Annotated in this window: 10 protein-coding genes and 1 pseudogene; 5 read left to right on the top strand and 6 right to left on the bottom strand. The window is 64.9% G+C overall.

Annotation, left to right across the window (positions count from 1 at the left end; translation table 11 throughout):
• Positions 1-118: 118 nt before the first annotated feature.
• Genes AC1D2N_RS32100 through AC1D2N_RS32080 form a run of 5 tightly spaced genes read left to right on the top strand, consistent with a single transcriptional unit; the run spans position 119 to position 5,575 of the window.
• Positions 119-2,011, top strand: a complete 1,893-nt coding sequence (locus AC1D2N_RS32100) for a peptidylprolyl isomerase (protein WP_130652424.1) — start codon at positions 119-121, stop codon at positions 2,009-2,011.
• 8 nt (positions 2,012-2,019) lie between these two features.
• Positions 2,020-3,036, top strand: coding sequence for an anthranilate phosphoribosyltransferase (gene trpD / locus AC1D2N_RS32095; RefSeq protein ID WP_130652425.1), 1,017 nt, complete (start codon positions 2,020-2,022; stop codon positions 3,034-3,036).
• A gap of 9 nt (positions 3,037-3,045) precedes the next feature.
• On the top strand, positions 3,046-3,858 hold the full coding sequence (gene trpC, locus AC1D2N_RS32090) for an indole-3-glycerol phosphate synthase TrpC (RefSeq protein ID WP_130652426.1): 813 nt from the start codon (positions 3,046-3,048) through the stop codon (positions 3,856-3,858).
• Entirely contained in the window at positions 3,858-4,355 is a 498-nt protein-coding gene (gene moaC / locus AC1D2N_RS32085; protein ID WP_130652427.1) for a cyclic pyranopterin monophosphate synthase MoaC, read from the top strand. Before trpC ends, moaC begins: the two co-directional genes overlap by 1 nt.
• Entirely contained in the window at positions 4,352-5,575 is a 1,224-nt protein-coding gene (locus AC1D2N_RS32080) for a molybdopterin molybdotransferase MoeA (RefSeq protein ID WP_130652428.1), read from the top strand. The genes moaC and AC1D2N_RS32080 overlap by 4 nt, the downstream gene beginning before the upstream one ends.
• 10 nt (positions 5,576-5,585) lie before the next feature.
• On the opposite strand, the gene AC1D2N_RS32075 is transcribed toward AC1D2N_RS32080, so the two are convergent.
• From AC1D2N_RS32075 to AC1D2N_RS32050, 6 genes and pseudogenes are all read right to left on the bottom strand, one after another.
• Positions 5,586-6,248, bottom strand: coding sequence for a class I SAM-dependent methyltransferase (locus AC1D2N_RS32075; protein ID WP_130652429.1), 663 nt, complete (start codon positions 6,246-6,248; stop codon positions 5,586-5,588).
• A gap of 28 nt (positions 6,249-6,276) precedes the next feature.
• Positions 6,277-6,711: a GNAT family N-acetyltransferase gene (locus AC1D2N_RS32070; RefSeq protein WP_080764150.1), complete on the bottom strand. Its 435-nt coding sequence runs from the start codon at positions 6,709-6,711 to the stop codon at positions 6,277-6,279.
• 144 nt (positions 6,712-6,855) lie between these two features.
• Positions 6,856-8,811 (bottom strand): DEAD/DEAH box helicase, encoded by a 1,956-nt coding sequence (locus tag AC1D2N_RS32065; protein ID WP_130652430.1) that lies wholly within the window; start codon positions 8,809-8,811, stop codon positions 6,856-6,858.
• 99 nt (positions 8,812-8,910) lie between these two features.
• Positions 8,911-10,767: a CHASE2 domain-containing protein gene (locus AC1D2N_RS32060; protein WP_477982722.1), complete on the bottom strand. Its 1,857-nt coding sequence runs from the start codon at positions 10,765-10,767 to the stop codon at positions 8,911-8,913.
• Positions 10,768-10,911: 144 nt separating this feature from the next.
• A pseudogene (locus AC1D2N_RS32055) lies at positions 10,912-11,229 on the bottom strand (FecR family protein); the annotation flags it as partial.
• A gap of 139 nt (positions 11,230-11,368) precedes the next feature.
• Positions 11,369-12,514 carry a citrate synthase gene (locus tag AC1D2N_RS32050; RefSeq protein WP_130652433.1) on the bottom strand — a complete coding sequence of 382 codons (1,146 nt, stop codon included), beginning with the start codon at positions 12,512-12,514 and terminating at the stop codon, positions 11,369-11,371.
• Positions 12,515-12,597: the final 83 nt, after the last annotated feature.

Genomic DNA, 12,597 nt, shown 5'->3' with positions numbered 1-12,597 from the left:
CCGTCGGTCCGCGCAGCTTTTCGCGTGACAAACCCTTCATTTCCTGTCGGGTTTGTTTTAAGGAACGTCGAATGTCTGCCCGCGCGCGGGTCAATGATACTGCGAGGTTTGCGTTTCTATGTTCCATATCCTGAGAAGGGCCGCTCAGACCTGGGTCGCCAAGCTGCTGATGCTTCTGCTGGTCGCGTCCTTCGGCATCTGGGGCGTCTCCCGGTCGCTGATAACGGGCAGCAATAGCACCACGGTCGTGACCGTCGGCGATCAGCATGTGGACGTCAACGAATTCCACCTCGCCTATCAGCGCCAGGTGGCAAGCGTCAGCCAGCAGTTCGGCACGCGCCTCACCCCCGAGCAGGCCCGCGCCTTCGGCATCGAGCAGCAGGTGCTCGCCCAGCTCGTCGCCGGCGCCTCTCTCGACCAGCTCGCCGAAGACATGAACCTCGGCCTGTCGCAGGATCGCCTCGCCCAGTTGATCGCCGACGATCCGGCGTTCAAGGCGGTCAACGGCCAGTTCGACCGCGAGCTCTTCGTCTCGCGTCTTCGCAATGCCGGCATCCGCCAGGACGATTACATCAAGGAGCGCAGCAAGGTCGCTGTCCGCAGCCAGGTGGTCGATGCCATCTCCAACGGGTTCACGGCCCCGAAGACGCTGGTCGATGCCCTGAAACTCTATGGCGATGAAAGCCGCAGTATCGACTACCTGCTGCTGACCAACGCCAATATCGAACCGATCAAGGCGCCTGCCGACGACGTGCTGGCGACATGGTTCGATGGCGTCAAGCAGCGCTACCGGGCGCCGGAATACCGCAAGCTCGTTTATCTCAAGCTGCAGCCCGCCGATATCGCCGATGCGGCGACCGTCACCGACGACCAGATCCACGAAGCGTTTGACAAGAGCAAGGATACCTATCGAACGCCGGAAAGCCGCACCATCGAACAGCTGACCTTCACCAGCAAGGATCTCGCCGTCGCCGCCGAAACGGCGCTGAAGAGCGGCACCGGCTTCGACCAGCTGGTTTCCGACCAGGGCAAGACGGCAAGCGACGTGCTGCTCGGCGAGTTCACCAAGGACAAGGTTCCCGACCAGGCCGTTGCCGATGCGGCTTTTGCGGTTTCGCGCGATGGCGGCACGACGCCTGTCGTCGATGGCTCCTTCGGCCCCGTCATCCTGCGCGTCACCAACATCAAGCCTGAAACGACGAAGAATTTCGACGAGGTGAAGGAGGATATCCGCAAGCAGCTGGCACTCTCCAATGCCTCTCAGGAAGTGATCAACGTTCACGATCGCATCGAGGACCTGCGCGCGGGCGGTTCCACGCTCGAGGATATTGCCGGCCAGCTGAAGCTCACCGCCGTGGCCGTCGACGCCGTCGATATGACCGGCGCCGACAAGGACGGCAAGGAGGTCAAGGATCTCCCCGCCAAACAGCAGCTGCTCGGCGAAGCCTTCAAGACCGAGGTCGGCGTCGATGCGCCGCCGCTGCCGATCGGCAATGACGGCTATGTCTGGTTCAACGTCCGCGAAATCACGCCGGACCGCGAGCGCCCGGTGGCCGAGGTGCACGAAAAGGCCGTCGAAGACTGGACGGCGGAGCAGCAGAAGGCCGAGCTCGCCAAGAAGGCCGGTGAATTGAAGGCCGAAGCGGCCAAGGGCACGGCACTTGCCGATATCGCGACGCCGCTCGGCATCGCCGTCGAGAGCAAGAGCGGCGTCACCCGCTCCACCGATGATGCGGTCCTCGGCCGGGCCGGCATCACCGCCGCCTTCTCCGGCCCCGTCGACACGGTCGCAAGTGCCGTCGGCGCCGATCCCTCGACGCAGATCCTGCTGAAGGTCACCGAGGTCAACACGCAGCCGACCGGCGATGTGCTGAACAACCGCGATGCCCAGATCACCGCCATGGCCAATGCCGCCGGCGATGATATTCTCGATCAGATGGTCAACCTGCTGCAGACGCAATACGGCGCGCAGATCAACCAGACCCTCGCCGAACAGGCGACGGTCCGCTAGGAGGCTCTATGACCGATCTGAAGCCGTTCCTGGCCAAGGCCGCAAGCCGCGAGCCGCTGACGCGTGAGGAGGCCCGAGCCGCCTTCGACATCCTGATGTCGGGCCAGGCGACGCCCTCGCAGATCGGCGGCTTCCTGATGGCGCTGCGCGTGCGCGGCGAGACCGTCGATGAGATCGTCGGCGCTGTCACCGCGATGCGCTCGAAAATGCTGACCGTCGAGGCCCCGGCCGATGCGATCGACATCGTCGGCACCGGCGGCGATGCCAGCGGCACCTACAATATCTCGACGTTGGCGGCGCTGATCGTCGCCGGCGCCGGTGTTCCCGTCGCCAAACACGGCAACCGGGCGCTGAGTTCGAAATCGGGCGCGGCCGACAATCTGGCGGCACTCGGCGTCAAGCTCGACGTCGGTCCCGAGATCATTTCCCGCTGCATCGCGGAAGCCGGCGTCGGCTTCATGTTCGCCCAGCTGCATCATTCCGCCATGCGTCATGTCGGCCCCTCCCGGGTCGAGCTTGGCACGCGCACGATCTTCAACCTGCTTGGGCCGCTTTCCAGCCCGGCCGGCGTCCGTCGCCAGCTGCTCGGCGTCTTCTCGCCGCAATGGCTGGTGCCGCTTGCCGAAGTCATGCGCGATCTCGGCTCCGAATGCGTCTGGGTGGTCCATGGCGATGGCCTCGACGAGATCACCACGACCGGCATTACACACGTCGCGGCACTCGAAGACGGCAAGATCCGCACCTTCGATCTCTCGCCCGCCGATTTCGGCGTCAGCCCTTGCTTGCTCGCCGACATCAAGGGTGGTGACGGTGTCGCCAATGCCGCAGCCCTTCGCGAGGTGCTCGGCGGCGCCAAGAATGCCTATCGCGATATCTCGCTCGCCAATGCGGCTGCCTCGCTCGTGATCGCAGGCAAGGTCGCAACGATCCGCGACGGCATGACGCTGGCCACGCAATCGCTGGATAGCGGCTCTACCGCACTCGCTCTCGACAAACTCATCGCCGTTTCCAACGATATCGACTAGGATTGCCCGATGACCGATATCCTGAAGAAGATCGAACTCTACAAGCGCGAGGAGATCGCCGCCGCCAAGGCGACGGTGTCGCTTGCCGACTTGAAGGCGATGCAGGCTGATCAGTCCGCCCCGCGCGGCTTCCACAAGGCGCTCGTTGCCAAGCGTGATGCCGGCCGCTTCGGCCTGATCGCCGAAATCAAGAAGGCGAGCCCGTCGAAGGGTCTCATTCGCCCGGATTTCGATCCGCCGTCGCTGGCGAGCGCCTATGAGGCCGGCGGTGCCGCCTGCCTTTCGGTGCTGACCGACAGGCCGAGTTTCCAGGGCGCGCCGGAATTTCTGACGGCCGCTCGCGCTGCCTGCACGCTGCCGGCGCTGCGCAAGGATTTCATGTTCGAGACCTATCAGGTGCAGGAAGCCCGCGCCTGGGGTGCCGATTGCATCCTGCTGATCATGGCTTCGCTTTCTGACGACGAGGCCGAACGCCTGCAGGACGAAGCCTTTGGCCTCGGTATGGACGTGCTGGTCGAGGTCCACGACGCCGAGGAGATGGAGCGGGCCCTGAAGCTTTCCTCGCTGCTCATTGGCATCAACAACCGCAATCTGCGGACCTTCGAAGTCAGCCTGAGCGTCAGCGAGACGCTTGCCCCCATGGTGCTGGACGACCGGCTGCTGGTCGGCGAAAGCGGCATCTTTACCCATGCGGATTGCAAGCGCCTGCAGGCCGTCGACATCAATACCTTCCTCGTCGGCGAGAGCCTGATGCGCAAGGACGACGTAGCCGCCGCCACCCGCGCGCTGCTCTTTGGCGAAGCCGCCATCGCGGCCGAATGATGAGCGGCCAAAAGCCAGGGCTCACTCATATCGATGCCTCCGGTGAGGCGCATATGGTCGATGTCTCCGATAAGGCCGAGACGGTGCGCATCGCCACTGCCGAGGGCCATGTGAAGATGGCGCCGGAAACGCTCGCTCTCATCGTCCAAGGCAATGCCAAGAAGGGCGATGTGATCGGGACGGCGCGCCTTGCCGGCATCATGGCGGCAAAACGCACCGCCGATCTCATCCCGCTCTGCCATCCGCTGATGCTGACGAAGGTCACGGTCGAGATCGAGGAAGATACCGCCCTACCCGGCCTGCGCGTTACGGCAACCGCCAAGCTGACCGGCAAGACCGGTGTGGAGATGGAGGCGCTGACCGCCGTCTCTGTCGCTTGTCTGACGATCTACGACATGGCCAAGGCGGCCGATAAGGCAATGGAGATCGGCGGCATCAGACTTCTAGAAAAGTCCGGCGGAAAATCCGGCGATTTCCGTCATCCGGAGGCAAGATGAACCTTCTTCCGGTCGCCGAGGCTCTGAACCGCTTGCTCTCTCGCGCAAAGCCCGTTGCGGCGTCCGAGACGCTGCCGCTTGCCGAGGCTGAGGGCCGCGTCCTGGCCGTCGAGCTGACGGCCCGCCTGACCCAACCGCCCTTCAACGCCTCTGCCATGGATGGCTATGCGCTACGCCGCGAAGACGCGCCGGAGCCAGGCGCCGTGCTGACGGTCATCGGCATGTCTTCCGCCGGCCACGGCTTCGAGGGAAGCGTCAGCCAGGGAGAGGCCGTCCGTATCTTCACCGGCGCGCCTGTTCCGCCAGGCGCTGATAGCGTCCTGCTGCAGGAGGATGCGGAGAAGATCGAGGGCGGCATCAGAACCAATTTCCCTGTGCGGCATGGCCAGCACGTGCGTCCCCGCGGCCAGGATTTCGCCGAAGGCGAAGCCGTATTGTCGGCCGGCACCGTGCTCGATTTCTCGCGGCTGACGGTCGCTGCGGGCATGAACCGGCCTGATGTCGAGGTGCTGCGGCGCCCGCTGATCGCCATCCTCGCAACCGGCGACGAACTGCTGCCGCCCGGAAGCACGCCCGGCCCTTCGCAGATCATCGCATCCAATACGTTTGGTATTGCAGCCCTTGCCCGCAAAGCCGGCGCCGATGTACTCGATCTCGGTATCGTGCCTGATGACAAGGCCAAGATCACCGCGGCGATCGGCACGGCGCGGGACGCCAAGGTCGATGTGATCGTCACGCTCGGCGGCGCTTCGGTCGGCGACCATGATCTGGTGCAGGCCACGCTGATCGAGGCCGGCATGCAGCTCGATTTCTGGCGCATCGCCATGCGCCCCGGCAAACCGCTGATGGTCGGCAGCTTCGGTGAGACGCATGTGCTCGGCCTGCCCGGCAATCCGGTCTCTAGCCTCGTCTGTTCGCTGCTCTTCCTTGAGCCGCTGATCCGCAAGCTCGCCTCCCTGCCGCCAGTGCGGCGCGAGGCAACGGTGGAGGCGGCCGTCACACTGCGCGCCAATGACCACCGGCAGGACTATATCAGGGCGAAACTTTCGAAATCCGCTGCCGGCGCCTGGCTCGCCGAGCCTTTCGGCAAGCAGGATTCCTCGATGATGAAGGTCTTCGCCGCAGCCGATTGCCTCGTCATCCGCCCACCGCATGCGCCGGAACTGCCGGCCGGAGCGCCCTGCCCGGTCATGCTGTTGCGGCCGGATCTCTTGGCATAATCTCAGCCTTTCAGCCGTTGCCGAAGAACGCAAAAACGCCCGCCGGCGCGGCACCGCCGGTGCCCCCACCGAAATCCGCAACTATATGGGTGGCGATTCGGCGGAGTTCGCCCCGCGGCAGGTGGGCCCGTTCGGGATCGCCGATCAGCACCTCGATGCCGCTCGCCTCGCAACGCCGCAGGAAGGCCATCACCCGCAAGGCGAGCGTGGGATCGTAGAACAGGTCGCCGACCACGAGGAGGTCTATCTCCGGTGGTGGATCCTCGATGATATCGGCGGCCCGGGCTATGATATCCACGCCGTTGATCGCCGCGTTGAGGCCGATCGCGGCAATGGCATTGGCATCGATGTCGACCGCCGTCACCGTGGCGGCTCCGGCCTTCGCCGCCGCGATGGCGACGAGCCCCGAGCCGGCGCCGAGATCGAGGACACGGCGACCCACGACTATTTCCGGCCGGTCGAGCAGATAGCGGGCAAGCACGGCGCCGCCGGCCCAGGGATAGGCCCAATAAGGTGCCGGATCGGCTTCTCTGCGGCCTGCAAGCCGCCAGAGCCCGCTTGCGGGGCCTGCCGTATGAAGCCGGATCTCGGGAATGGACGGAACGGGTGAGATCGGCAGATTAGCTTTGATAAAGGCGACCGGATCGGGTTGCTGCATGCCCGGGCGTTTCATCGTCGTCTGCTCCTGCCGCCACCGAAGCTCAATAGTTCTTCATGGCAAGATGCGGCATGCCACCGTCGAGGAATTCAGTGCCATAGGCAACGAAGCCAAAACGCTCGTAGAGCGGCAGCTTGTCCGCCTGCGCTGTGAGATAGAAGCGGTTGTCGCGTGCGCCGCGATGCAGTTCCATTGCACGCCCGATCATATCAGCCGCAATGCCGCGGCCGCGCCATCGGCCAGCAACCGCAACCCGGCCGATCTTCACATGTTCCTCGGCGTAAATGGCTCTCAGCGTGCCGGAAACCTCGCCCGCCGTGACAGCGACGAGATGATGGGCGCTGAGATCGTCGGCATCGAATTCCTCGGCTTCGGGAACCTTCTGCTCATATACGAAAACTGCGCGTCGCAGCCGGAAGGCCTCATTGCAGAGCGTACTGAAAACCGGAACGCTGAGGATTGCCGTTTCCACCATCATCCTTGCCTCGCTGAGGGATACGACCCAAAACCCTCCGCCAAGACCGGCGAAGGGTTGCTGCATAATTCCTCAAATAGGAAACGATTTTAAGGACAAATTATGCATTAATTCAAAGCATTACAGCGCGGTGCTGCAGCGACAAAATCAGCCGGGCCTCTTCTTCGAAAACTTGCCCTTCGGCCCGGCGCCGCCTTTGCCGTCATATTTGGCGCCTTCGAATTTCGGCTTGTCGAATTTCGGCTTGTCTGACTTCGGGCCATCGAAGCCGGGTTTGCCCGGCTTCTTGCTCCAGGGCTTGCTATCCTGTCTCTCCTGGCCTGCATTGTCGGCTGCGGCGTATCCGCCGCCCGGACCCTTGCCGAACTTGTTCTTCGGCCGCTCGCCGCGGAACGTATCGTCCGGCCGCTCGTCGCGGGATGGCCTGCCGGCATAAGGCTTCGGCGACGGCGCCCGGCTAAAATCCGGCGTGCCGGGAAGCCTGGTCACGCGGATGCCGCGTTCGAGCGCCTTGTTCGGTCCGATCGCCGCCTGGAAGCTTTCGGCGCTCGCCGCAGCGATCTCCACGAAGGTCTCCTCAGGCTGCATCTTGATCGCGCCGATCTCGCGCTTCGTCACATTGCCGTTGCGGCAGAGCATCGGGATGAGCCAGCGCGGCTCGGCATTCTGCTTGCGCCCGACCGAGACGGAGAACCAGACGCTAGCGCCGAAATCCTCGCGCGGTCCCTTCTGCGCCGGCTCGTAGGGCTCGGCATTGTCGCGGCGCTTGCGGCTGCGTTCGTCCTGCACGGTAACTTCGATGAGATCTTCCGGCGCCGAATGATTGGTGCGGTAAAGACGCAGGAAGGCGGCGGCAAGCTTTTCGGCGCCGTGGCTGGCAAGAAGCTGCTGTACCAGCCCCTGCTCTTCTTCCTGCGGCGTTTCGTTGAAGATCGGGTCGGCGAGCAGCCGCTCGTCGTCGCGTTCGCTCACCTCCTCGGCCGAGGGCGGTCGCGCCCAGGCAGCCGAAATACCGGCATTCTCGAGCAGGCGCTCTGCCTTGCGCCGTGCGTTCAGCGGCACGATCATGGCGCTGATGCCCTTGCGTCCGGCCCGGCCGGTACGGCCGCTGCGGTGTAGCAGCGTTTCCGGGTTGGTCGGCAGGTCGGCGTGGATGACGAGATCGAGGCCCGGCAGGTCGATGCCGCGGGCGGCGACGTCGGTCGCGATGCAGACCCGGGCGCGCCCGTCGCGCATCGCCTGCAGCGCATGGCTGCGTTCGTTCTGCGTCAGCTCGCCGGACAGCGCCACCACGGCGAAATTGCGGTTGTTGAACCGCGCGGTCAGATGATTGACGGCAGCGCGCGTTGAGCAAAAGACGATGGCGTTGGTCGCCTCGTAATAGCGCAGCACGTTGATGATCGCATTCTCGCGGTCGCTCGGGGCAACCATGAGCGCGCGATATTCAATATCGATATGCTGCTTTTCCTCGGCCGCGGTGCTGATGCGCACGGCATCGCGCTGGTAGCTCTTGGCAAGCTTGGCGATCGCCGCCGGCACCGTTGCTGAAAACATCAGAGTCCGGCGTTCGTCCGGTGCCGCATCCAGGATGAATTCGAGATCCTCGCGGAAGCCGAGATCGAGCATCTCGTCGGCCTCGTCGAGCACGGCAGCCTTCAGTTCCGACATGTCGAGCGCCCTGCGGCGGATATGGTCGCAGAGCCGGCCGGGCGTGCCAACGACGATATGGGCGCCGCGTTCGAGCGAGCGGCGCTCGCTGCGGATGTCCATGCCGCCGACGCAGCTGACGATCACCGCGCCAGTCATCTCAAAGAGCCATTCGAGCTCACGCTTGACCTGCAGGGCAAGTTCGCGCGTCGGGGCGATAACGATGGCGAGCGGCGCGCCGGCATTGCCGAAGCGCTCCCTGCCTTCGAGCAGCGTCGGCGCCAGCGCCAAGCCGAAGGCGACGGTCTTGCCGGAACCTGTCTGGGCCGAGACCAGCGCGTCGGAAGCGGCAAGCGCCGGATCGAGCATCGCCTTCTGCACCGGGGTGAGTTCGGCGTAACCGCGCTTCTGCAACGCCTTGGCGATCGCCGGGACGACGCCGTTAAATTCTGTCATGGATTCGATCTTTCGGAGCTGTCAGGCGCGTTGCTGCGCCATGGCCGGAGCCAGCCGGCGGGGTATTTGCGCCGTTCCTAGCCGCTCCCGCGGCGATTGTCAAAGCGTACGGCTACGCCACAGCCAGACGTCGATGCGGCTTGCCCGGCCGCGCAGCGCCGTTTCCAACGGTCCCTCCATGCGGCCGGACTGCGTGAGCACACTATCGGAGCCGGCAGCGCGGACGATTTCGGCGCTCAGCGCCAGTTCGACACCATGGCGGGCGGCCACCTCCATCAGCCGGCTGCCGACATTGATGGTGTCTCCCGCCGCCGTGATCTGTTGCCGGTCGCCGGTGCCTAATCGCGAGGCGACGATCGGGCCGCAATGGGCGCCGACCTTGAAGCCGATCTTCTTCGGGGCAAAGCCCGCATGCGCTTGAAGCCAGGCCCGTGTGCGCTCGCACAGGCTGACCGCGCAGGCAGCGGCGCGGGCGGCATCGTCATCGGCCGGCTCCGGTAGGCCGAACAGGATCATCGCCCCGTCGCCCATGAAGCTGGTGATGGCGCCGCCATGGGCGCGCGCCTCCTCGTCGACCAGTTCGAAGAAGCCGCTCAGCATCTCGCTGACCGCCACTGGCCCGACATTTTCGCTGAGGCCGGTGAAACCCGAGAGATCAATGAAGATGACGGCGGCGTTCTGGCGCACCGGCGCAGCAAGGAAATTCGGATCGCGCGCCAGCCACTCGCCGAGGCCGGGCGCCTCGATGCGCTGCAGGAGCGCGCTCTGCTCGGCGAAATGGCGGGCGCGGCCGCGGTCGAGCCAGAGCTCGGCCGCCCCGTAGATCAGCGCCGGCGGCAGCGCTGCGGCGATCGGCAGCGCCGCACTCAACCAGTAGCCATGCGCAAAAGCCGACAGATTGATCATCGCCCAGACAATCAGCGTCAGCACGATGATGATGTAGCCTGCCGCACTGCGGCGCCAGGCAATCAGCGAAACGAGCACGAGCGTCAGACCGACGGCAACGCCGGCATCGATCAGCCTTATCCTACGGTCGCGCACCATGCCGTCGCCGGTGACGAGATGGGTGATCGCGGTCGACATCACCTCGACGCCCGGCATGACGGGATCGAACGGCGTCGGAAAGACGTCGCCGCCGCCAGTCACCGTCGAACCGATAACGACGATGCGATCAGTGATCGCATCCGCCGAAAGCTTGCCATCCAGCGCATCGGCGGCGCTGAAGGTGGCGATGCTGCCATGCCCGCCATAAAAAGTCACCGGCAGGCGCTGGCCGATATCGGTGGGAATACGCAGCTTTCCGAGCATGATGGCATCGGGTTCGATGGTGGGGTCGACGCCGAGCGCCACCGACGCGACACGCAGCGGAAAAGCCGGATCCAGCCGGTCTGCGGAACGCGAGATCAGCGGAATGAAGCGCGGCGTGCCGGTCTGGTCGGTTGCGACATTGACGATGCCGACCGCCGCTGCCTCGGCAAAGCGCGGAAGCGGCAAGAGCAGCTGGTTTGCCTCAGGGATGGCGGCCAGCGGATCGCCTGCCGCATCCGTGACCCGCTGGCTGCTTTGCGCGAAAGTGGCAGCAGCCGCAATCACGCTCGGCCCCTGGCGAAGGGCAGCAGTCAGCGCCGCATCACCCGCCTCCGGCCCCGGATCGACGAGCAGAATGTCGATCGCCAAAGCCTTCGGCTTCAACGCGGTGATCGCCTCGGCGAGGCGCGCAAGTGTCGCCCGATCGAGCGGATAACCGTGCGCCCTAGCGGTGCGGTCATCTATCGCAACGATCGAGACGACGGGCGGCGGTGTTTTCGCGCCGACGATGGCGCTGCGGATATCGGCAAGCGAGGCCTCTATCCGGTCGAGAAGGCCGTTTCCGGCATTGAGATGGGTATAGCCGAGCGCAGTCGCCCAAAGACCGGCGAGCAGCAGCGCGATCACGGCCAGCAGACGATGGTTCATGGGATTTATTGGCCGAGGCGGGCAAGAAGGGCGGCGGCGCGTGGCGCCGGCCAGCGGCGCCGCGCCGGCCGGCCGGCGGACCGCGACACTGCCTCTGACGACCAGCACCGAGGTCTTGCCGCCAGCGACATCGACAGCCCATTGCGTACCGCGCACGGCAGCGATCGCCTGCGGCGTCACGACCTGAAAACCACCGGCGTGCTGGTTGCTGTCGACATCGACGAGAATGGCCTTGCGCCGCAGCGATGCCGAATCAGGGCTGCCGTCGCGGTTGCGGTCGACGAGGCTGTAGGCGGCGTCGGCCTCCGCCGTTACCGTGACGCCGCCTGGACAACTGAGCACCTGGCGGGCGCCGGCATCACGCGATACAGTGCAGCCGGCAGACTGCGCAAAGGCCGCCCCATGCGGAATGAGGCCGAGAACGAGTGCGGCGGCAAGCAGGCTGCGAAGCGTCGTATTCATGGAAAGTCCCCTTGACCATGCGGAACAGCTCTTTTCGAAAGCGCCCGCCAACCGTCTTCTTCCATGTGAGGGATGATAGACGAATTCAAATATTTCCCTAGGCAAAAAAAGTAAACCGGCGCAATCGCCGGCGGAATTCTTACGTTCTACTATCCGTTTCAAGCACGGGTCCGGCATAACGCGCCCGCGGCCGGATCAATTCACCGCTGTCGATCTGCTCCATCGCATGTGCAAGCCAACCGGCGGAACGGGCAAGCGAGAAGATGATGATCGGCGCCTCCCTCGGGAGGTCGAAGGCGGCGGCCATTGCGGCAAGCGCGAAATCGACGTTGACCTTCTCGCCGACCATCTCTTCGCCGGTTTCCCGGATCTCGGCAAATTGCGGCGGCAAGTCAAAGTGCGAAAGCAGCGCCAGAGCCCTGACATCGCCGTCGGGATAGAGCGGATGACCGAAGGCCGACAGGCGATTGCCTTGGGCGAGCGTGCGGCGGATCGCCTGCTCCGCCCCGAGGGCGGAAGCGTTCTCGATCAAGGCGTCGACGCCCTGCCACGCGGCGCCATGCAACGGCCCTGTCAGCGTCGCCAGACCGGACAGCACGACGGCCGAAAGGGCTGCACCCGCCGATGCCGTGACCCGCGCCGCAAAGGTCGAGGCGTTGAGTTCGTGATCGGCAAGCAGCACCAGCGCGCGACGCAGGCAATCGGCAGCGTCCGGCCTCTGCCAGCTTGCCGCAAGCCGCAAATGCAGCGGCCGGTCGGAAGGTCCTGGCGCCAGCGCATCGGCGACGGTGCGGAGAACGCCACTTGCTTCGCGGCGAAGTGCTGCCTGCGAGCGGCCGAGCGATGGCAGGTCCGACGTTACCCGCCCTGCCAGTGCCAGGAAAGCAACCTGAAGCGACGGAGAGGCATGTCCGGTCCCGCTGCCGGAGGAAAGTGTTTCCGCGCCGTTCCAGAGCAGTGCCGCCGTCTGCTCCAGCGTCGCGACTTCAGCGAAATCGGCGGCATCCTTTCCGCGATAGAAAAGCCGTCCGCCGATGATGGTGGAAATTGCCGAGGAGAGAACCGGATCGCCCCAGCGGATCGCCTCGGCGGCGACCGTTTCGGTCTTGCGGCGGCCGGCATGGCGTTCGGCAAGCCGCTGTACGTCGGAAGCCTGGTAGAGGCTGCGGCGCGGGTCGGTGGGATCGGGCTTGGCACGGATGCGCCCGCGACTGACATTGGCGTAGAGCGTCTGCGGCTTGGTCTTCAGCGCCCGCAACGCCTCCTCGGCAGTCAGCCACGACATTGGAGCCTCACATTGATCAATTACGTCAAGATTGACGTCAATGAGACTAGGTTGGATCATCCCGATCGTAAAGGAGAAAACAA

It is taken from the genome of Rhizobium sp. P1_B8 (assembly GCF_056406515.1).
Note: the sequence above shows the minus strand (reverse complement) of the source record. Positions and strands in the feature narration are given on the sequence as shown.